Origin of the sequence: Vibrio sp. 10N.222.52.C3, from assembly GCF_041474195.1 — a bacterium.
Classification (GTDB): domain Bacteria; phylum Pseudomonadota; class Gammaproteobacteria; order Enterobacterales; family Vibrionaceae; genus Vibrio; species Vibrio crassostreae_C.
In genome coordinates this window covers 16,382-39,061 of the sequence record NZ_JBFRTQ010000105.1, presented here as the reverse complement: position 1 = coordinate 39,061, position 22,680 = coordinate 16,382, and the positions used below count along the sequence as shown (strand labels likewise).

Genomic DNA, 22,680 nt, shown 5'->3' with positions numbered 1-22,680 from the left:
CAGGGAGTTCCCTATCTCCCTGCTTTGATTGGCTCGCTGACTCAAACAAAAGCAAACCCCGACAGTGCATCGCTGTTTCTCATTCCGCTCACAAAAGAGAGCGCACTTAACACCATGAGAAAGACCCATGCATTTTCAAATACGATATATCATAAGGCTCGTATCATGACTCAACTGATTGTTTTAGGTAGCGTTAACGCTGACCACGTACTGCAAGTTCCTTCGTTCCCTCGTCCGGGTGAAACCTTGATTGGCGGTAACTATCAGGTCATCCCTGGCGGTAAAGGCGCAAACCAAGCAGTCGCTGCTGCGCGATTAAACGCAGATATCGGCTTCATCGCCTGTGTCGGTGACGACCCATTCGGCATCAACATTCGTCAAGACTTCGCTAAAGACGGCATCAACATCGACGGTGTTATCGTGGCAGACAACACGCCAACTGGCATCGCGATGATCCAAGTATCCGCAACGGGTGAAAACAGCATCTGTCTTTCTGCGGAAGCGAACGACAAGCTGACTTGCGATCAAATCGAGCCGCATCTAGAGAAGATTCGCGGAGCCAAATACCTGCTAACTCAACTTGAAACGCCAATTGAAGGCATTGAATACGCTGCGAAAGTAGCAAAAGAGAGTGGCACGCAAGTCATTCTAAACCCGGCTCCTGCTCGTCCATTATCGGATTCACTGCTTGCTTGTGTTGACGTGATTACACCGAACGAAACTGAAGCAGAAGTGCTGACAGGCATTACCGTGACGGACAACGCGTCTGCTCATCAGGCTGCGTTGGCTCTGCATGCTAAAGGCATAGAAACGGTAATGATCACGCTAGGCGCGAAAGGCGTGTGGGTGAGTCATCGCGGTCAAGGCAATGAAGCCAGCGAAGGTGAATTAATCGCAGGTTTCCGTGTTGAAGCAACAGATACAACTGCCGCAGGTGACACCTTTAACGGCGCGTTGGTGACAGGCTTGCTTGAAGATATGCCACTTGAGCGTGCGATTAAATTTGCTCATGCTGCAGCTGCTATCTCTGTGACACGCTTTGGTGCTCAAACGTCGATTCCAAGCCGTGCTGAAACCGATGCGTTTTTGGCAGAGCTACTGTCTGCTTAGTTTGATACCTATTTGAAGGCCTAACTTCTGAGCTAAACCGTGGTTAACGGATGTTAGCCTTCAAATTCGGTAACAACAAATAACAAGAATAAGCCCCTGTTTTCAGGCAGAATATCGCCCAACGTGGAAGGTTATTCTCACAAGGATTTTTTATGGCAACAATGAAAGACATCGCACGGCTCGCAAAGGTTTCGACTTCTACCGTGAGCCACGTGATCAACAAATCACGCTTTGTCAGTGAAGAGATTGCTGAGCGTGTTAACAATGCGGCTAAAGAACTCAACTATGCGCCTTCTGCATTGGCTCGCAGCTTGAAAATGAAGCAAACCAAAACCTTGGGAATGCTAGTGACCACATCCACCAACCCATTCTTTGGCGAAGTGGTAAAAGGTGTGGAACGTCGTTGCTACGAAAAAGGCTACAACCTTATCTTGTGTAACACCGAAGGCGATAGCGAACGCATGAAATCCTCTATCGATACCTTGCTGCAAAAGCGAGTCGATGGCCTGATGCTAATGTGTTCTACCCTTGAAGGCGAACATATCGATGTATTCGAGCGCTACCCAGAACTGCCTGTTGTAGTCATGGATTGGGGCCCTATGTTGTTTGCGAGCGATAAGATCCAAGACAACTCGCACCAAGGTGGCTACATGGCAACTAAGCACTTGATAGATAACGGTCATTCTCAAATTGGTTGTATCACTGGCCCACTGCACCGTAATCAAGCTTCGTCTCGTTATCAAGGCTTCAAGCAAGCAATGGAAGAAGCCAATTTAGAGATCAACCCTAAGTGGATTGTTGAATCCAACTTTGAATGTGACGGTGGTTTTGACTCTTATCAGACATTGAAAACTCGTGGCGAAATGCCGTCTGCCTTGTTCGTCAGTAACGATATGATGGCGATGGGCGTGATTCACGCTGCGGCGCAAGATGGCACATCGATTCCGAATGATCTGTCTATCATTGGCTACGATGACATCCACCTGTCGAAGTACATGACACCCGCGTTAAGCACTGTCCACCAGCCAAAACATCGTTTAGGTAAAACCGCAGTGGATACGCTTTTGAGCAGATTACAAACTCCAGATGCTTATCCGCAAGTCGTTGAACTTGAACCTACTCTTGTTGAACGAAGCAGCGTAAAAGCGCTTTAATACTCGCCACACTCATCACACCGTTGAAAGCTAGCTTATTGAGCTAGCTTTTTTGTCTTTGAAACATAATAACGCCGCTTAATCACCCCTAAAATGCCGTTAATATGCGAAACTTACACGCTAAAGTATGTATTTACGCACTCAGCAACTATTTGCGCACTTAACGACTAATGATCATCTACACTAACAGTGAATAACAACGACATGGAGAGCGCTGTTTTATGATCGCGGGTTGGTTTGACAATATATCCCTACAGAAAAAGCTATTAGTCAGCTTTTTGATTCCTATCGCTTTGATGCTTATCGTGGCTTTTTCTGTCCATGAAAACACCCGAACGGTTGTAAAAGACAATAATTGGGTTGTACACACACATAAAGCCATCGCTCGGGCTCAAGAACTTCTCAGCTTAACAGTCGACATAGAAACGGCTGAACGTGGTTACTTGATCACGGGTGATCCTGTTTTTTTAGAACCCTACCATTTAGCTCTTGATGTATGGCCTCAAAAACTCCAAACCCTTGCGAATCAAGTGAGTGATAACCCACCTCAAGTAGAACGCCTATATAGAATCGATGATATTCATAAAACATGGCTGAAACAGTCTGGAGAGAAAGAGATCAATCAACGCAGCCTTGTCAATAAAGGCGAAGCTGAAATACAAAGTGTCATCGACCTCACTCAGCAGCAAACCGGAAAAAAATTGATTGACGAGATCCGCCAAGAGATTGCTCAATTCATTGAAATTGAACAAAAACTTATTATTACCAGGGTCGAAAAATCGGAGAACTCAGCCAATCAAACCAGCTACATATTAATCCTCGGAACACTGTTTTCCGTGTTCATATCACTCCTTGTTGCTGCGTGGGCGTCAAAGCGTATTAATCGAAGATTACACACCCTACTTGAGGCCACTAACCAAGTTGCCGCTGGCCATTTGGATCAAGGTGCTGCAACTCTGGAATTGAGTTCGAATATAAACACCCAAGACGAAATCGCTCATCTCAAACAAAGCTTTCAAAAAATGACAGACAATTTGATCAGTAATGACAGTGAAATGAGAGCGAAAACTCAGGAGCTAATCGCCGAACGAACCAAAACTGAAGCCGCAGTAAAAGCTAAGGGCGATTTTCTGTCTACCATGAGCCACGAGATCAGAACGCCAATGAACGGCGTTCTTGGAATATCTCAAATCATTGCAAGCCAGACCCAAGAACCCGAAACAAAAGAGAACATCAACATCATTCTCGATTCTGGTCACCACTTGATGACAATACTCAACGACGTTCTCGACTTCTCAAAAGTCGAAGAAAACAAGCTTGAGCTAGATGTGGCACCCTTTAATTTTGTTCAAGTCATGCAGCCTGTATGCAGCGCTCTAAAACCCTTAGCCGATGAAAAAGGCATTCGCCTGTTGATCGAAAATAACATACCGAAAAACATCCAACTCGTCGGAGACTGTGCAAGGCTACGTCAAATCATGTTCAACTTGGGCGGCAATGCGACCAAATTCACCAAAGAAGGTCATGTGTCCATTCAAGCTGACCTCAATCGCCCCAACAATCAACTGATTCTCACGGTAACAGACACCGGAGTTGGTATCCCGAAAGATAAGCACGAGCAGGTATTCAATTCGTTCGAACAAGCAGACACTTCCACAACAAGGAAGTTTGGCGGAACAGGGCTTGGCCTCGCAATCGTCAAGAACCTAGTCAACCTCATGAACGGAGAAATCACATTAACCAGTGCAGTTGGGCTTGGTACAAAATTCCAAGTCTCCCTGCCTATCACATGGCAAGAAAGCAAAGCGAAAGACATCGCTACCCATACAGTCGATGCAGAAACTCTCAGTTATGACTCGTTAAGTATCCTGTTGGTGGAAGATAACCGTATTAATGCCATTGTTGCACAAGGCTTCTGTGAAAAACTCGGCCATCATGTCGATCATGCAGAGAACGGAAAATTAGCGATTGAACGCCTTAAAACTACTCAATATGACCTTATCTTGATGGACAATCATATGCCTGAAATGAACGGGGTCGAAACAACGCATCACATCCGCGAAAAACTGAAACTAGATACCTTGATATTCGCTTACACGGCCGATGTATTCCGTGAGGCGCATGACAACTTTATTCAGGCGGGTGTCGACCATATTCTGACCAAGCCTCTGCAGCAAGAGAGTTTCTTCGACGCCCTACAACAGTTCTCAAGTCGATTACCGAAACAAACCGCAGCCGAAGGTTCGAGTGAGAATGAAAATATTGTCGAGCTTCATCGTAAGCCTATTGAAACGCTGAGGTTAACGGAAGAAGAGATCAGCCACTCAGAAGTGATACACATACTGAAAGACGACACGGAAGGGTTCAGCTTACTCATCGACTCAACCATTATTGAGTTCGAACAGTCGGTTGATCGTGTCATCGAATACTATTTAGATAAAGAATTAGAGCCACTTTGTCGCACCCTGCACTCCATTAAAGGCATGTCACTAAACTTAGGCCTTAACATGCTTTCTAAGCAGGCATTGGAACTAGAAGTCGAAGCCAAAAATCAACAATTGCCGGATATTGAACGACTGCAAAAGCTGCTCAATCGCCTTATGGTCAATATCCATCAAGCTCAGCGGATGAAAAACGCCCATTCAGTCGAGCATCTGAATCAAATGAACGATCAAGCTTAAGAACGCTTCGCTCCCAAGCTAAAACGCAAGGCTTAATCACCTTGCGTTTTTCGATCTTATACCGCGCTAGTCTCTGTTCTAGCGATTTAACGATTTAACGGTTTAACGGTTTAACAGTTTAACAGTTTAACAGTTTAACAGAGTGGTGATTTGCTGCATCTCATCTTCAACATCAACGCCATTGTATTGCGGCGCAATCGAGAGATCTTGAATACTTACGGTTTCTACCGATTGCCTTTCGTTGAGCTGAGTCATTAACTCCGCTTTGGGTGAGTAGACTCGGCTACCACCACAGTATGTCGCGGTAAACGCATTAACCACATCTTGCCCGACGCGATTACAAGTAACCATGTGACACCCTTCCTCCAAGGCTCTCGCTTGAGCAATGGCAAAACTATGATGCCCACCGAAGTTGGCAGGGTGAAGAATAACGTCGACCGACTGATACCCTCTCATGATCTCCGGGAACCAAATATCAAAGCAAATCGCGACACCAAACTTTAAGCCTTTGTGCTCAAACGAGAGGCGTTCCTCCCCTCTCGAGAAATACTGCTTATCGAATTTGGTTTGACTGATTTTTCTATATTTGTGTCGTAAACCGGAAGCATCCACAACCACGACTCTGTTGTAATATTGGCCGCTATCTTTCTCGGCAATACCAGCAACAATCAAGGTGTGATGCTTCGCTGCAAGCTGAGTTAATGAATCAATAGTACTGCTGTCGGCGAAGTCTTCAGCCAATTCGTGAATTTCTTCAGCCTCGTTAAAAATATACCCAGTCGTGAACAGTTCAGGCAGTAAAGTAATATCACCGACTGACGGCTCCGCTTGCAAAAGATCAGAGACCGAATCCATATTCTTTTGTTTGTTTTTGTATTCAACTTCAAGCTGAATAAGCGTGATACTGACATTGTTCACAATCGATTCCTTGCTAGGTAATACTTCAAGCTGTAATGCTTCAAGCTGGAGACTAAGAACTAAGAACGAAAGAGTAGGCCAATCCCCTATCGCTTTCTTATTCGCCCGCCAAAGGTTGAAGCAGGTGCACAGTCCTGTACGTATTTTAAACCTGCCTACGGCGCTAATTTAGGCTCTGGTAAAACCGGAGGCGTGCTGTCCATATAAGTTAAGAAGTTTTCCCACACCTCATGCGTGCGCTGCTTGGTTAACGTCATCTTGCAGGAAAGCGCCATAACCCCTCGAATAGAACCTTCACGCCATTGGGTGTACACAGAATCACAATGTGCTGTCATGTACGCCTGCCAGCTCTCCTGAGCCTTCTTAATTGACGCCACCAGCTCAGCATCATAAACATTGTGCTCAAAGCTGGCTGCAAGGTATTTATCCAGTTCCGCTTGTGCAGATTCCAACTCAATTGCCGCACAGTGATTGATCTCGATGGTATTCATCGCATTCTCGCAATCAACAACACCTTCGTAGGCCAACGCAGAGAATGAGAAGCACACCGCTATGAGTGCCGATATCAGTTTTGTCATAATCATCCTTTATGCTGCCACCACCAAAACGAATCGTGTCGTGACTTTATTTATTTAAACGTGGCTCAATATTTAGCTCATTCAGCTCATTCAGCTCATTCAGCTCATTCAGCCAGAGCAAATAACAATAAAATTTATCAGGATATAAGCATTTGTTATCCGCATAAATCATCAAAAATGACGCCTCGCCAACTCAAATAAACGAGATAACATCAAGATTTTGCTGGTAAAACTAGAAAACATATTATTTATATCAATAATTTGTGCCTGCATTCACAATATTAATTATTTATATTGCTACGTAATCGTTAACTTTATAAATTAAATCGAATGCTCACATAAATCGGTAACGCTTCTCCAACTATGGATATCAAGTACCAAAACATTGCCAAGACTTCATTTTACTTTGCCATTTCTTTCTTTTTTTCCATGGCAATGCTCATTCCTTTTACACCGTATCACTACCAAACATTAACCGAAGACACATCAAGGTTAGTCGAAACTAGGTTAGAAAGGATCCAATCAAGGTTCGACCGTTTTTTATCTGAAGTTAGACCTGAACAGTCTTGCGACGCGATCGTTAGACAGCTTCGACAAAACGTTTTTGAAGCCGATTGGGTAAAAGAAGCAGCGGTATTCAATAAACAGAACCGATTTTACTGTTCAACCACCGATGGTGACGTTTCATTTCGCCTATACAGCACCATCAGGCAGCGACTCAATGACGACCCGAATTTAACAACCCTGTCGTATTCCAACTCGGCCATCACGCAAGTTCAGTCCATCATGCTCATTTTCTCGAACAAAGAAGATGCCGGAGTGAGCCTGATGATTCCGCCACACTTCATCTATGACCTTGTTGAAACAAACCTCAGCAGCCATGGAATACAGGCCAAAGTTGAAGTGATCAAAAGAGATATCCACCCTACCGATATTGACTCATCAATCGCCAAGGTGCGGATACAATCAAACACCTACCCATTGACCATCACCTCATACATTGGGTATCAGTTTTATCTTCACTTCATGTTGAGTTATTTATGGTTTGGCTTTTTGATGGCCGGAATCACCACCATTATTCTCCTTTCCATCAAGCATAAAAAGCAGAGCCAACGCAGCTTAGAATATTCGCTTTCAAGTGCGCTAAAAAACCAACACCTTCATGTTCACATGCAGCCTATCGTTAACCAAAACACCAATGAGATCGTCGGCTGTGAGTCACTATTACGATGGAACGACCCAATTGAAGGTAACGTCTCCCCGGCTATTTTCATTCCGCTTGCTGAAAGCTTAGGCTTAATTGAGGAGCTCACCTACTTCGTGCTGCGCAAAGTATTAATGACGTTGAAAAGCAATCAAGATGTGTTCGACTCAAAGTACATCAGCGTCAACATCAGCCGCAACGTAGTGTCTAACAGTAACTTTTCTAACAAGGTGATCAGCATCTTTAAAAGACACCCTGAGATTCTCAAACAGGTGGTTTTTGAAGTAACCGAAGATGGTGAATGTTCTGATGCCGACATGGTCAAAATTAGAGACAACCTAACCAAGCTATCGAACAGGGGCGTCAGAGTCGCGATTGATGATTTTGGTACAGGCTACGCAGGGTTAGATTTCGTAAGACAGTTCCCGTTCAGCATTCTCAAAATCGATCGCGTGTTTGTGAAAAACATATCCGACGAATCCAGCTTTGGTCTCCCTTTGCTAGAGTCCATGCTTCAACTATCACGCTCCTTAGGCATGCAAGTCATCGTCGAAGGTGTCGAGTATGAATCCCAAGTGAAAATCTTATCTAAGCTCGGTGTCGACTATATCCAAGGCTTCTATTTTTATAAGCCGATGCCGATAAACCTGACTGTCAGCTTACTCAGGCAGCAGCATTTTGAGTCCGATAACGTTGAGGAACAAACCAACCAGACATTTCCTGTTACATAAGCCACTGAAAAACTGCGAAAGAAAACGCGAAGGCTATGGGTCTCCTTTGATGAACATTTAATTCATCGCATCGTTGAGTGCATAAAAGGAATATCATGGAAAAGACACTTCAAACCAAACTGGCGACGAGCCTACTACTGCTGAGAATCGGCATTTTTATCGTCTTCTTGTTCTGGGGCTTAGATAAGATTCTGGTACCAGAGCACGCGACAAAGGTGCTGTCTGGTTTTTACGGCATCGACATCTCCAACAACGCAATAATGGCTATGGGTGTCGCACAGCTCGGCTTTTTAGGCGCGTTCGTTGTAGGCATGTGGAAGAAGTACACTTACGGCGCGATTTTAGTCCTGCATGCAGGCTCAACCTTCGCCTCTTTTGGAAAATACATGGACCCGTTCAATAACCTTCTGTTCTTTGCCTCTTGGCCAATGCTCGCAGCCTGTGTCGCACTCTTCTTACTGCGCGACTACGACACTTACAGCGTTGCCAACTAATACAAAGGGCGCCGTTATTGGCGCCCTCTTTGGTTGGGTTGATTCTTATCAACCTAAAATACTCTGTTAGCTGTATGACCCTATTTTACATTTCTATAAGTTACTAGAAACCCTGTCAAACCTATTGACAGAGCAGCAATACATACTCCCCTCAGTATTGCATCATTGAGATAAGCTGAGTAGAAAAGCATTGCAATAAATGCACTACATGACACCAAAAAAGGTGCAATTGAACGATGGGTAAAACGTGAAGTATCAACCACACTATAACGATCTAGAACCAAATCCAAGAGCAAGAGCATGTGCATAACAAACAAAACATTTAGTACTGGAAGTACCCAGTAAAACCAACTATCTACAGGAAAGCTAAATAGTTGAACAAAGGTAAGGTGAGCCAATATAGAAAACAAAATACTTTTCCAACCATTCGAACTACTTTGTACTCTAATGCGGTATGTTCGTCGGGCGACAGAAGCAAGTGGCTTGACTGAAGAAACCCAAATAGCCAACCAAACTATAAGTAATACCATGGTTCAAGAGCCTCTAAATTAAGGTTTACGCAGCTATTCTGAATTAGATATCTAGAACTATTATCCCAAGATATCGACACTTTACGCCTTGCTAAGGTGTGAGCAAACCAATACCTTAGCCTCCGCATAATACCTTAAACACATAAACCAACGCATAGTAAAAATGCCACGTGTTGCGAATCACTCTTAAGCAACTTGTTATACCGCTTGATTGAGGCTAAAATGACCAAAATAAAGACCACTTAAGAGACCTATTAAATGACCACTAGAATTTTAGCCGATGTTGCTGCAAGCATTACTGAGTTGAAAGCTAACCCTATGAAAGTTGCAACTAGTGCTTACGGTGAACCTGTTGCTGTACTGAACCGAAATGAGCCAGCATTTTATTGCGTACCAGCCGAAGCGTACGAAATGATGATGGACAGACTCGAAGATCTTGAACTACTAACTATTGCGAAAGAGCGTGAATCTGAAGAGAGTATTTCGGTAAATATTGATGACCTATAAACTCGACTTTAAAAAGAGTGCACTCAAAGAGTGGAAAAAGCTTGGCTCAACGCTTCAACAACAATTTAAGAAAAAGCTAATCGAGCGTTTAGATAACCCGCATGTTCCGGCTTCAAAACTCTCTGGAGCTGACAACATGTATAAGATTAAGCTGCGCCAATCGGGCTACCGTCTCGTCTACAAAGTTGAAGACGATGTCATCATTGTAACCGTCTTAGCAGTCGGAAAACGGAAAACGCGAACGTAGCGATGTTTACCGTAAAGCTATGAAAAGGTTAGATGATTGATTGCGGTATCAACGAATGACATGGATTCCCCCTACCGAGGATCTGCCACACTTATGTGGTACTTAAATGCATCGGAGGCACCATGTCTGATTATTCTTATTTCTGCGGTATCGACCTAGCTAAAAACCACTTCAGTCTTCATGCCGTAGACCAAAATGGTAAGGTCATACTTCATAAGTCAGTAACTCGCTCTAAACTACTGACTACAATAGCAAATATGCCACTCATGCGTATAGGCGTTGAAGCGTGTGGTGGCGCACATTATTGGGTAAGAACACTCAATAAACTTGGGCATGACGACCGCATCATGGCCGTTAAATACGTGGTTCCTTATCGAACTAAAGGGAAGAACGACCTTAATGATGCAGTAGCTATCTGCGAAGCTGTTCAGCGACCATCCACTCGCTTTGTGCCCGTAAAATCACCAGAGCAACAAGCCATCCTATCGGTACATAGAATGAGAGAGCATTGGGTTCGTGAACGCACCGCGCTTATGAATCGCATGCGCGCCCTACTTTCTGAGTTCGGGTTGATCATTCCCGTTGGTCGCTCTTCATTGATGAAACAGATTCCCTTAATGCTTGAAGATGCAGAAAATGAACTGCCACATCTCGCAAGAACGGTGATTGCCGATGCTTATCACCACCTTGGAGAGTTGAATCAACGTATCGCCGATACTGAACAAATCTTCGACTCTTTTGCTAAGGTCAGCGCTAATGTTCAACGAGTGATGAAAGTTCGAGGTATTGGGCCGCAAACCGCTACTGCGATACTTGCTTCGATAGGCAATGGTTCTCAATTTGATAAAAGCCGTGATTTCTCTGCTTGGCTAGGACTCGTACCAAAGCAATATTCCACAGGAGGAAAACCTCGCTTAGGCCGAATAACCAAACACGGTGATAAATACTTACGAACACTATTAGTTCATGGCGCAAGGACCGTGATTGCCAACCTTGGCGACAAGCAAGATAAGTTAAGTCAGTGGTGTCGCGGCGTTCTAGAACGAAGAGGAATGAACCGAGCAATAGTGGCACTGGCCGCGAAGAACGCACGAATTATATGGTCGCTTTTACACAATCAAACAGAATATGAAAACTATGCTGCTTAAGTAGAAACCTAAGCAGCATAAAGAGTTAAACCCACCGGGTCATTGCAGACGCTAATGATGGAGATAGGTTAAGACCACTTGCGGAGAGCCTGTTAATGCGGCGGACACACTAGATGTCATCTAACGAATAAGACACCGCAGTCGCGCAAAGTCATCAGGGCCACGACGTATGCGAATCGTCGATAAGTAGGCCGAATGTAGAGCGGCAGTCCAAAACCCATCAACATAAGTTTAGCGGATGTTTGACAACCGGGGGAATCCATGTAGCCGCATTAAGGTGTGAGCGGCGCTTGGCTATACTTGAGCGAAGCGAAAGCGCCAAGCGTTGCGAATCACTCTTAAATGCATTGTTATGAAACACTTACCAGTGGATTCATAGTCGCCCATTTGACGTCCGTTTTGAACTCATTAAACAAGACAGGCGACAAAATTAAATTGTAAGTCACTGAGTGATTTGAGATTGGAAGTATGTTTTTTGAACGTAACTGTCCAAACAATATGTCAGACTCTTCGTCATTATAAAAAAGTACAGCCTTTCTATCTTTTGGTACAACTGGTAGCCCCTCAAAGTCAAAATCACTAATGTCAGGAACGATATAGACTTCAAGCTCTCCACTAGTGTTTTCAAATTTACCGTTGTCTCGAAAAATTGAATCAGAATGCGCGTAACCGATTGTCCAGTATATCGGTGTCTCCAATGGGTCTAGTAAAATCCCGTCTACTCTTTCACCCGTTGAAATAGACGATTTACTTGATTCAATAAAGTTGTGACACTTGAGTAACCGCAATATCAGATTTTTATATACTTCAGGTTTCAACATAGAAACTGAACTTCTTAAAGGGTTGAGATTTATCGCTAAAATTCTGCCTCTATATGTTGCTTCTGCTCTAACCGACGGGGCAAGTGATCGCTGATTTTCAAAGAATTCATTATCGAGACACGCACTTTTTTCAATTCGGATGTCTACTTGAGTTTTACTAGCGTCGTAGAAACATTGAATTTGCTCTGAATCGATGTAGTAAAACTTATTATCTTTTTGGCTATACACTGTTAGGTACACAGGCTCTCCGAAGGTCCCCCAGTACTTAATGTGTGTCATTTTTATATTTCTTGCCGTAATGTAAGAATCAGTATCATAACGATCCGATGTTTTCTTACCTGCCTCAATTCCTTTGAATTGGAACCATATTTTTCTACTGCCAATGCATTTACGAGTATTGTCAGAATATAGAACCAATCCCGTGTCAATTCCGATGAAATCTTTTGGGATAGCCAACTCAAGCCCAAAATTACGCTTAAAGTTACAGTTGAACTCATCTAAATAATCATCTTCGAAAAGAACACTGCTCGACATTGGTAAATTCATATACTCGTAACTCTCCTGTGTTTCATAACAGCTATATTAGACAGAATAATTCTGCATTTTGTCCCTGAAACAATTCTGTCTAGTTTCCAAGACTCGCTGCACTTAGTCTAATAACTCATTTAATAACATCATCTTACCTACTTATCTTTGTATCAAACATGACGAAAAGCAGAAATTTTCCATATAGTTCCGGCAAAATGCAGAAAACTCCCCAATATGTGAGTAAACCGCAGTTCAGGCTATGAAGGTTGTATCTTGGAAGTTGTATTCTCAAACAAAAAAAGCGCCGACATGATTGTCGGCGTTTTTGCTATAGGTATGATGAGCGGGAGGTAGTAACTACTTCGCCATGGTGCTCAAAAACTCGGCTTCGAACTCTTCATCGGCTTCTCGGGTTAGGCATTCCACCAGCCAATCGATGCTTTGATGGTCGAGCTTACTGTTCACCACGAAGGCTTGCTTTACGCCAGACTGACCCAGCTTGGCAGAGCCGTAGTTCTTGAATGATTTATTGCCGTGGTAATGGAGTGATTTAATCGCTTCTGCGTTAGGTTCTGGCAAGGCATCGAGGGTATTAGCAAGCTGAATAACCAGCTCCATAGGGTTCTTAGATGATGAGATGCGATACAGAAAACCGCCCTCCACTCTTTGGCGAACCCAGTAATCAAAGCCACTGCAGTCCATCACTTTGTCGCTGACCAGTGCGGCTTCGCTGCGATAGCCACACGGTTCAACCATCACTGGGGTATGTTTGAATTCTGGCTGACCTGATGCGGCATCGGTATGAGGCAAGATTAGGTCGCATGGTTTGCTGTCTTTGGCGGTGGGTGCGTTCCAGTGAATCGGCATGAAGACTTGTTCACGGCGCATCTCTTTGGTCACCACTAAGCGCGCTTGGCACTCCCCTTGTGCGCTGCGCACTTTCACCACAGGGTTAATAGTCGCGTGGTTGAAAGCATCTAGCCCAAATTCATCCAAGTTCAGTTCTGAAACGGTATCTGGGTGCATCGCAACAAAAGGCTCAGGGGTATGCTCACCTAAACCTGCCGCCAAGCCTGTGCGGCTCATGGTGTGCCATTGGTCTCGGATTCGACCTGTGTTCATGATAAGCGGGAATTCCAGGCTGGTATCGGCAATCGGTTTGTCGTGCTCAACTGCAATAAACTGCGCTTTGCCTGATTCAGTAAAGAACTCGCCATTGGTGAACATGCGCTGCTCAATGATCTCTGGTTGATACTCTAATACTGGCCATTGCTGTGGAGTGAGTTCGCCATAACCTTTCTCATCCAGTTGCGTGAGTCCAATTAAGCACAAGTCACGCTCTTTACCTGTTTCATTGCCGAGCGCTGTCATCTCGCAATACTCTTTGAAGATCTCGCCTTCGTGGCGGAACTCGAATTGCTCTTTGAATCCCATTTTTTGCGCGACTTCTTTTAATATCCACCAATCGGGTTTGGCTTCCCCTGGGCTTGGTAATATACGGCGTTGGCGTGAGATTCGACGCTCAGAGTTAGTCACGGTGCCCGACTTCTCGCTCCACCCTTGCGCGGGCAACACCACATCAGCCAAGCGAGTGGTCTCAGTATCGGCAATACAATCCGACACCACCACAAATGGGCACTTCTCTAATGCGGCTTTGATCTTTTCGCTATCTGGCAAACTCACAACTGGGTTAGTCGCCATGATCCACACCGCCTTGATTTTGCCTTCATTCATGGCATCAAACAGGTCAATCGCTTTTAAACCCGCATGTGTGGCTAAGCTGTCGGTTAGCCAGAACTCGCTGACGGTTTGGTGTGATTGCGGATCACCAAATTCAAAATGCGCCGCTAAAGTATTGGCTAACCCGCCCACCTCACGTCCGCCCATCGCGTTCGGCTGGCCCGTTACAGAGAATGGCCCCATGCCCGGCTTGCCAATTTTCCCGGTGGCTAAATGGCAGTTAATAATGGCGTTTACCTTATCGCACCCTTGTGTCGATTGGTTCACGCCTTGGGAGTAAATGGTCAGCACCTTCTCGTTCGATGCAAACAAACTGTAGAACTGTTTTAGCTGCTGCTCTGTTAACCCTGTCAGCTCAGGAACGCTTTTGTCGCCCCAGCCTGATTCGGTATAGCGATATTGAGTTGCAGATCGAATCGATTCAGTAAAGCCTTGAGTGTGGTTTTCTATGTAGTCTGCATCTAGCTTGTCGTTATCGTCGAGATAGCCCAATAAGCCGTTAAACAGCGCCACGTCTGAGCCAGATTCCAATGCCAAGTGAATATCTGCAATTTCACAAGTGTCGGTATAACGCGGGTCGATGACGATAACTTTCAATGCGGGGTTGGCTTGTTTCGCGGCTCTTAATCTTTGGAAAAGTACCGGGTGACACCATGCTAGGTTAGAGCCTGTAATCACGACTAGATCGGCTTGCTCGAGATCTTCGTAGCATACCGGTACGGTGTCTGCGCCAAATGCACGCTTATGCCCGACCACAGTTGAAGCCATACATAGCCTAGAGTTACTGTCGATGTTGCCACTACCAATGAAGCCTTTCATCAGTTTATTGGCAACATAGTAGTCTTCGGTAAGCAGCTGACCAGATACATAGAACGCAACCGAATCGGCCCCATATTCTTCGATGGTTTGATTGAATTTGTCTGCGACCAACTGAGTGGCACTGTTCCAATCTAGCTCTTGTTTTTGCTCATTCTGAATATGAGCAGGCTGTGTAAGACGACCTAAAGGCGTGACGGTGTCGCCGAGCGCAATCCCTTTAGTGCATAGCTTTCCATAGTTTGATGGATGATCTTTATCACCACGCACTTCTAGTTTTCCTAACGATGTCGGTCTCGCTTCTATTCCACACCCTACACCACAATAAGCACAGGTCGATTTTATCCAGCCGCTGTTTGAATCGGTCATCCGTTTCTCGCTCAATTATCCATAATTGTAATAACTGAAAATAAGCAAATAACACGCCACTTAATAGCAGCTGATGAATAGCAAATAATTTCATCTAAAAACAACAACTTAATAAAAACACAAATATCAACAACGAACCAAACAGAACTTAACCAAGATCGAAACTTAATTTTTGCACCACCTTGCAGAAAGTTGCACCACAAACGCTCATTTATATAAATCTAACAAAAAATTTACATACCACTTTAGGGGTAATTGCGTACCACCTCTATTTTTTAAGGCACTGAAAATTATAAATAAATTTTTATTTAAATAAACGAACTGTAATCTGGCATCCTCCTTGCTCCACTAAAAACCAAGACTTAGAAAAAACATTTTTGTTTTTCTTGATGATTATGAATTGAGTGGAATCTCAACCCGGTATTCATCTGCTAACGACTAGAAATTAGATGCTAGTGATGGTGGCGCCGAGAATAAGGAATGGATTATGAGCAAGAAGAAAATCGTCGTTGTTGGTAACGGCATGGTTGGACACAAATTTATCGACAACATCCTGCAATCAGACAGTGATGAGTTTGATGTGATTACTTTTAGTGAAGAACCAAGGCTGGCCTACGACCGTGTTCAGCTGACGGCTTACTTTAATGGTAAAAGCGCTGATGACCTGTCATTGACCAGTGAAGAATATTACCAAAGCAACGGCGTGAACTACTTGTTGAATCAGAAGGTTGCCAAGCTAGACACCGCCAATCAACAAGTCATCACTGAAAGTGGTCACGTTGAAAGTTACGACAAGCTAATCTTGGCGACCGGCTCATTCCCTTTTGTTCCCCCTATTCCCGGTAACGACCAAGAACACTGCCACGTTTATCGCACCATCGAAGATTTAGACGCCATTGAGCTCTCAAGTAAAGGCAGCAAATCGGGCGTGGTGATTGGTGGTGGACTGCTGGGTTTAGAAGCCGCAAACGCAGTCAAAAACCTTGGCTTAGAAACCCATGTCGTGGAATTTGCACCTCGCCTGATGGCCGTACAATTAGATGACGGTGGCGGTGCGCTACTGCGCAGAAAGATTGAAGACCTTGGGGTGCAGGTTCACACCGAGAAAGCGACCTCTGAAATAGTCGACGGAGAAAACGCTCGCTACCGTATGAACTTTGCAGACGGCACCCACCTTGAAACCGATATGATCGTGTTCTCTGCGGGTATTCGCCCTCAAGATGCCTTAGCTCGCAGCTCTGATATCGCCATTGGTGAACGTGGCGGCATTGTGATTAACGATCACTGCCAAACCAACATCGACAACGTGTATGCGATTGGTGAATGTGCCCTTTGGGACAACAAGATCTTCGGCTTAGTCGCCCCTGGCTATTCAATGGCGAAAATCGCGGCTGCGCATATCTTATCGGACGGAACGAGCGACGCTTCATTTACTGGTGCAGACATGAGCACCAAACTCAAATTACTGGGTGTTGATGTGGCCAGTATTGGTGAAGTACACGGCAAGACGGAAGGCGCTCAATCGTATACTTATAACGATGAAATTGAACAAGTTTATAAACGCTTGATCATCTCGGCTGACGGCACGAAAATTGTCGGTGCCGTATTGGTCGGTGATGCAGAAGCCTACGGTTCGCTACTGCAAATCAAGCAAAATGATATGCCCCTTCCTGAAAACCCATCAGTGCTAATTTTACCTAACGTGGCCGATGATTCTGGCTCTGCAATGGGTGTTGAAGCTCTGCCTGATAGCGCTGTGATCTGTTCATGTTTTGATGTGACCAAAGGCGATATTAAAGAGGCCGTTTCAGCAGGCTGCACCACGATGGCTGCATTGAAAGAAACCACGAATGCTTCAACAGGTTGTGGAGGTTGTTCTGCCCTTGCTAAACAGGTTCTCGATAGCGAGCTAAGTAACCTAGGTGTGGAAGTCTCTAACGATATCTGTGAGCACTTTGCTTATTCTCGCCAAGAGCTTACCGACATCATTCGCGTCAACAAAATCAAGACCTTCGACGAGCTGTTAGATTCTCACGGCAACGGATTGGGCTGTACTGTGTGTAAACCGGCTGTCGGTTCGATTCTGGCTTCGTACTGGAACGATTACATCCTTGAAGATCAACATATCGAGCTGCAAGACACCAATGACATCTACCTTGGCAACATGCAAAAAGACGGCACTTACTCGGTAGTTCCGCGTATTGCTGGCGGTGAAATCACTCCAGATAAATTGATTGTTTTAGGCGAAGTCGCTAAAGAGTTCGACCTGTACACCAAAATCACGGGCGGTCAGCGTGTCGACTTGTTTGGCGCACAGCTTAACGAACTGCCTATCATCTGGAAAAAGCTGATTGATGCAGGTTTTGAAACGGGCCACGCCTACGGTAAATCGGTTCGTACCGTGAAATCTTGTGTCGGTAGCACTTGGTGTCGATACGGTGTCGACGACAGTGTTGGCTTAGCGATTCGACTTGAGAACCGCTACAAAGGCCTGCGTTCACCACACAAGATCAAGTTTGCGGTTTCAGGCTGTACTCGTGAATGTGCAGAAGCCCAATCGAAAGACATTGGTGTTATCGCCACCGACAAAGGTTGGAACCTCTACATCTGTGGTAACGGCGGTATGCGTCCTCGTCATGCAGACCTATTCGCCACTGATTTAGACGAAACCACACTCCTTAAATACATCGACCGCGTTTTGATGTTCTACACACGTACCGCAGACCGCTTACAGCGTACATCGGTATGGATGGAGAACCTTGAAGGCGGCATCGAATACCTCAAGCAAGTCGTGATTGAAGACAAGCTCAACGTTGCTGAAGAACTTGAGGCCGATATCGCCCTCAACATCGAAAAATACCAGTGTGAGTGGAAAACCACCATCGAAAACCCTGAAAAGATGAAACGCTTCCAGCACTACATCAACAGCGAAGAAATGGACACTAGCCTGTCATTCATCAAAGAACGAGAGCAGCGTTTTCCTAAGCCGAGCTTGAGCTCTTCTTCCGATTCAAAACGCGATGAAAAGCTCGCTAAAGCAGACCAAATCGAAGTGACTGAGGTTTCATAAATTTCATCAGGTTCATCAGGTTCATCAGGTTCATCAATAAAAAAATAAAAACTCAATTTTAGACTAGGAGAAAGTCATGGAAAATTGGACAACCGTATGCAGCACCAGCGATCTAACCCCAAACGGGGGAATTTGCGCCAAAGTAGACGATAACCAAGTGGCTATTTTTTACTGCAAGCGCAGCGACACGCTTTATGGGCTCTCTAATTACGACCCTATCGGCAAGGCGAATGTGATGTCACGTGGTATAATTGGTTCATTAAGCGGAGAACCTTACGTGGCCTCACCCTTATACAAGCAGCATTACCACTTAGAAACTGGCGAATGTCTTGAACAGCCTGAGCTCAAGCTCGTGAAATTTGAAGTTCGCAAACAAGGAGAACAAGTTCAAGTTCTCGCACCACTTGCTATCGCCAGTTAACTAAACCGCCGACACCATCATGCAAACGCTTATTAGCGTGCGCAATTTCGGCACAGGGTTTATGCACATTAAAAGCGTTCTAAGTTCGGAAGTAACGCAGGTGCACAAACCGGGTAATTTTCCAGATTTAAAGGATTTAAACCATGGATAACACTAAATTTTCGCTGCTTTCATTTACGGGTAAGATGAAGGTCTTACACCTAAGCTGGATGGCCTTTTTCATTACCTTTGTTGTGTGGTTCAACTTTGCCCCACTACTGCAAATGGTAAAAACTACGCTTGGTCTTTCTACTGAAGAGATCAAAACCCTCCTGATCCTCAACGTTGCATTGACCATTCCGGCACGTGTCGCAATAGGCATGCTAACCGATAGATACGGCCCAAGGTTGGTTTACTCTTCGCTACTCGCGGTCTGTTCTATCCCTTGTTTCATGTTTGCTCTGGCAGACTCTTTCATTCAAGCGGCGATTGCACGTTTCCTATTAGGTTTCATTGGCGCAGGCTTCGTTGTTGGTATTCGTCTTGTGTCTGAATGGTTCCCACACAACGAACTGGGTACAGCAGAAGGTATTTACGGCGGTTGGGGTAACTTCGGTTCAGCAGCAGCAGCGTTCACACTTCCAACTCTCGCTCTAGCGTTTGGTGGTGAAGACGGCTGGCGTTATGCGGTCGGTATTACCGGCGTAATGAGCTTAGCGTTCTCGTTTATCTTCTACAAAAACGTGTCAGATACACCAAAAGGTTCGACTTACTTCAAACCGGCTCAAGTAACAGCAATGGAAGTGACATCAAAGGGTGACTTTTTCTTCCTACTTATTATGAAGATCCCTATGTATGCCGCTTTAGCGCTACTGACTTGGAAGCTATCACCAAGCAACATCAACATGTTGTCTGACATGGCGGTTTACTCTGTGTATGCAGGTTTAGCAGCACTTTACGTGTACGAAGTGTCGCAAGTTTGGAAAGTAAACAAGAACGTATTTAAAGAAGAAGTGCCTGAGATTCACCAGTACAAGTTCAAGCAAGTAGCGGTACTTAACGTATTGTACTTCGCAACATTTGGTTCTGAACTGGCTGTGGTTTCTATGCTGCCACTGTTCTTCTCTGAAACCTTTGAATTAACACCGGTTCTTGCAGGTATGGTTGCATCAGCTTATGCCTTTATGAACCTAATGTCTCGCCCAGGTGGTGGTTGGATTTCAGATAAATTCGGTCGTAAACCAACACTGCTTATTCTAACGATTGGTCTTGCTGTGGGTTACTTCGCAATGGGTCAAGTCGACAGCACATGGCCTGTATGGCTAGCGGTTGTTGCGGCGATGGCGTGTTCTTTCTTCGTGCAAGCGGGTGAAGGTGCGGTATTCGCAACGGTTCCTCTAATCAAGCGTCGTATGACAGGTCAAATTGCAGGTATGACGGGCGCTTACGGTAACGTGGGTGCAGTAGTTTACCTAACTGTGTTGTCATTCGTGAGCTACCAAACCTTCTTCTTAGTGATTGCTGCAACAGCGGTACTTGGCTTTGTGACTCTACTGTTCATGGAAGAGCCTAACGGTCAAATCGCCGAAATAAACGACGATGGCAGTGTCACGCTGATTAATGTTTCAAGCTAGGTCTGTACTATGAAGCATTGATATTATTGAATCGGGGGAAGCACCTTAGCGGATACATCAATGCTAGGTGCTTCGTTCAAAGGCTCTAAGTTCACTAGGGCTTTTGTTCTTCCTAGGATGTTCTGTCAAGGAAGCGGGAAGAAGAGCAGTTAAGAAGAAGACCAGTTATGACAATTTCATTCAGCCAAGGGCAAGTCATCACGCCAGAATCCAACAACCAGTTAACGCTTAAGTTTGGTGGTTATTCGAATCAAGGCGTACGAGATGAAAACCAAGATGCCATCATTGTAAAACACCCAAAAACTCGCGCAGAGCAAGAGTTGAAAGGCAGTGTTGCCTGCATAGCAGACGGCGCAAGTTGCAGTGAACACGGCCAGAAAGCCAGTCACACCAGCGTGATGCAGTTTATCGACGACTATTACGCAACTCCCCAAAGCTGGAGCATCCAACGTTCGGCGCAAAAGGTCTTAACGTCCCTCAATTCTTGGCTCTTCAACACGTCTGTTTCTAATATTCATCCCGCACAACAAGTGAACCACAATGCCCTCGTTTCGACGTTCAGCAGCGTGATACTCAAATCAAACACCGCGCATATCTTCCACGTGGGCGACAGCCGTATCTACTTACTAAGAGATGGAGAATTACGCCAACTGACCCGCGACCACACGCGTAAAAATATGGGACAGAAGCATTATCTAACACGCGCCTTAGGCATGGACAACCAACTCAACGTTGACTATCAAACCCTACCTATAAAGAAAAACGACTGCTTTATCCTGACATCTGATGGCGTGCACGAGTTTGTCTCTCCCAACACCTTCAAGGAACACATCGACAAACCCGGAGCGGATTTCGAATACGCGGCACAAACCATCTGTAACACGGCTTTAAGCCACAATAGCTCGGACAACGTGAGCTGCTTGATTGTGCAAGTCAGCCATCTGCCTAAACCTTCGCTGATTGAGTTCCATGAGAAGCTGGCTAAACGTGCTATCCCACCCGCTTTAAAGCTCGGGCAAAGTATCGACAACTTCATGGTACTTGAGGTGTTGTATGCAGGGTCAAGAAGCCATGTGTATCGTGTAATACAGAAAGATACACAAACCGAGTTCGTGCTGAAAGTCCCTTCCGTTCAATATCACGATAGCCCTTCGCAACTTCGAGCTTTCTTTAATGAACAATGGGCGGGGATCTTGCTGAAAAATAAGAGAGTAATGAAGGTTTACCCGACGCCAGAGAACTCGCAATTCTTATATCAAATCTGCGAATGGGTAGAAGGCATCACCCTAAGACAATGGATGTACGACAATCCAAAGCCGTCACTCAATGAAGTGCGCGACATACTAGAAAAAATCACACAAGGCATTCGAGTATTACAACGTGCAGACATGGTGCACCGAGACTTAAAACCGGAAAACATCATGATTCAACGTGATGGTGAGGTAAAAATCATCGACCTTGGTGCGGTGTTAGTGAGAGGCCTTGAAGAGGGAGAGCTCACCGACAAAGACGACACACCATTAGGCGCGGTCAATTACATAGCGCCAGAGACCATCAAGCACAACAGCGCGACCACCAGCTCAGATCTGTTCTCTATCGCTGTGATCGGCTATGAGATGCTAACCGGTGCATTGCCCTACTCTGAAATGACTGCCCAATCGCTTAAACAATCTCGCCACCATCAATGGGAATACCAACCCATAACTCAGAAACGAGCGGACTTACCAAGTTGGGTGGATTTAGTGTTACAAAAAGCCTGCGCGGAATCGCCAAGCGAACGTCATCAAGTGTTAGGGGATTTTGTCGCAGACCTTTACACACCAAACCAAAGCTTGGTGAAAAGCAAAGCCAAGCAACCTTTGATAAACCGAAACCCAATCCAGTTTTGGAAAGTGTTGGCTTTGTTGCTCGGCATTGTTGCCATTGTAGAAATGGGCTTATTACTGAGTTCGAGTTAATTACAGGTTCGAGCTAAACGCGAGGCTTCTAGCTAAGCGTAA

Annotated in this window: 15 protein-coding genes and 1 pseudogene; 12 read left to right on the top strand and 4 right to left on the bottom strand. The window is 45.1% G+C overall.

Annotation, left to right across the window (positions count from 1 at the left end; translation table 11 throughout):
* The first annotated feature begins 165 nt into the window (after window positions 1-165).
* The 3 genes from rbsK (at window position 166) to AB4517_RS16330 (ending at window position 4,945) form a co-directional block, all read left to right on the top strand.
* Window positions 166-1,110, top strand: a complete 945-nt coding sequence (gene rbsK / locus AB4517_RS16340) for a ribokinase (protein ID WP_372051109.1) — start codon at window positions 166-168, stop codon at window positions 1,108-1,110.
* Between the two features lie 152 nt (window positions 1,111-1,262).
* Window positions 1,263-2,264, top strand: coding sequence for a substrate-binding domain-containing protein (locus AB4517_RS16335; protein WP_372148796.1), 1,002 nt, complete (start codon window positions 1,263-1,265; stop codon window positions 2,262-2,264).
* Between the two features lie 221 nt (window positions 2,265-2,485).
* The gene (locus AB4517_RS16330; RefSeq protein ID WP_372148793.1) at window positions 2,486-4,945 is read left to right on the top strand and encodes a CHASE3 domain-containing protein; all 2,460 of its coding nucleotides are present in this window, start codon (window positions 2,486-2,488) and stop codon (window positions 4,943-4,945) included.
* Between the two features lie 126 nt (window positions 4,946-5,071).
* On the opposite strand, the gene AB4517_RS16325 is transcribed toward AB4517_RS16330, so the two are convergent.
* Together AB4517_RS16325 and AB4517_RS16320 are read right to left on the bottom strand one after the other, a co-directional pair.
* Window positions 5,072-5,863 carry a carbon-nitrogen hydrolase family protein gene (locus tag AB4517_RS16325; RefSeq protein WP_372148791.1) on the bottom strand — a complete coding sequence of 264 codons (792 nt, stop codon included), beginning with the start codon at window positions 5,861-5,863 and terminating at the stop codon, window positions 5,072-5,074.
* Window positions 5,864-6,018: 155 nt separating this feature from the next.
* The gene (locus tag AB4517_RS16320) at window positions 6,019-6,441 is read right to left on the bottom strand and encodes a lysozyme inhibitor LprI family protein (RefSeq protein ID WP_372148788.1); all 423 of its coding nucleotides are present in this window, start codon (window positions 6,439-6,441) and stop codon (window positions 6,019-6,021) included.
* Between the two features lie 363 nt (window positions 6,442-6,804).
* On the opposite strand from AB4517_RS16320, the gene AB4517_RS16315 reads away from it, so the two are divergent.
* From AB4517_RS16315 to AB4517_RS16295, 5 genes and pseudogenes are all read left to right on the top strand, one after another.
* Window positions 6,805-8,376, top strand: a complete 1,572-nt coding sequence (locus tag AB4517_RS16315) for an EAL domain-containing protein (RefSeq protein WP_372148786.1) — start codon at window positions 6,805-6,807, stop codon at window positions 8,374-8,376.
* 95 nt (window positions 8,377-8,471) lie between these two features.
* Window positions 8,472-8,870, top strand: a complete 399-nt coding sequence (locus tag AB4517_RS16310; protein WP_372148783.1) for a hypothetical protein — start codon at window positions 8,472-8,474, stop codon at window positions 8,868-8,870.
* Window positions 8,871-9,658: 788 nt separating this feature from the next.
* The gene (locus tag AB4517_RS16305) at window positions 9,659-9,907 is read left to right on the top strand and encodes a type II toxin-antitoxin system Phd/YefM family antitoxin (protein WP_004730320.1); all 249 of its coding nucleotides are present in this window, start codon (window positions 9,659-9,661) and stop codon (window positions 9,905-9,907) included.
* Window positions 9,897-10,194: pseudogene (locus AB4517_RS16300) on the top strand (type II toxin-antitoxin system RelE family toxin). Before AB4517_RS16305 ends, AB4517_RS16300 begins: the two are co-directional and overlap by 11 nt.
* Window positions 10,195-10,276: 82 nt before the next feature.
* Window positions 10,277-11,302 (top strand): IS110 family transposase, encoded by a 1,026-nt coding sequence (locus AB4517_RS16295; RefSeq protein WP_372148780.1) that lies wholly within the window; start codon window positions 10,277-10,279, stop codon window positions 11,300-11,302.
* A 350-nt stretch (window positions 11,303-11,652) separates the two neighbouring features.
* Here the strand turns inward: AB4517_RS16295 and AB4517_RS16290 are convergent, their stop codons facing one another.
* Window positions 11,653-12,669, bottom strand: coding sequence for a hypothetical protein (locus tag AB4517_RS16290; RefSeq protein WP_372148777.1), 1,017 nt, complete (start codon window positions 12,667-12,669; stop codon window positions 11,653-11,655).
* A gap of 339 nt (window positions 12,670-13,008) precedes the next feature.
* On the bottom strand, window positions 13,009-15,591 hold the full coding sequence (locus AB4517_RS16285; RefSeq protein WP_372148775.1) for a molybdopterin oxidoreductase family protein: 2,583 nt from the start codon (window positions 15,589-15,591) through the stop codon (window positions 13,009-13,011).
* Window positions 15,592-16,063: 472 nt separating this feature from the next.
* Here AB4517_RS16285 and nirB point away from each other — a divergent pair, with 472 nt between their 5' ends.
* The 4 genes from nirB (at window position 16,064) to AB4517_RS16265 (ending at window position 22,638) form a co-directional block, all read left to right on the top strand.
* Window positions 16,064-18,646 (top strand): nitrite reductase large subunit NirB, encoded by a 2,583-nt coding sequence (gene nirB / locus AB4517_RS16280; protein ID WP_372148772.1) that lies wholly within the window; start codon window positions 16,064-16,066, stop codon window positions 18,644-18,646.
* 76 nt (window positions 18,647-18,722) lie between these two features.
* Window positions 18,723-19,067 carry a nitrite reductase small subunit NirD gene (gene nirD / locus AB4517_RS16275; RefSeq protein WP_012600889.1) on the top strand — a complete coding sequence of 115 codons (345 nt, stop codon included), beginning with the start codon at window positions 18,723-18,725 and terminating at the stop codon, window positions 19,065-19,067.
* Window positions 19,068-19,210: 143 nt separating this feature from the next.
* Entirely contained in the window at window positions 19,211-20,680 is a 1,470-nt protein-coding gene (locus AB4517_RS16270) for a NarK family nitrate/nitrite MFS transporter (RefSeq protein ID WP_372148769.1), read from the top strand.
* Window positions 20,681-20,847: 167 nt separating this feature from the next.
* Window positions 20,848-22,638: a protein kinase domain-containing protein gene (locus tag AB4517_RS16265; RefSeq protein WP_372148766.1), complete on the top strand. Its 1,791-nt coding sequence runs from the start codon at window positions 20,848-20,850 to the stop codon at window positions 22,636-22,638.
* The last annotated feature ends 42 nt before the right edge of the window (window positions 22,639-22,680 follow it).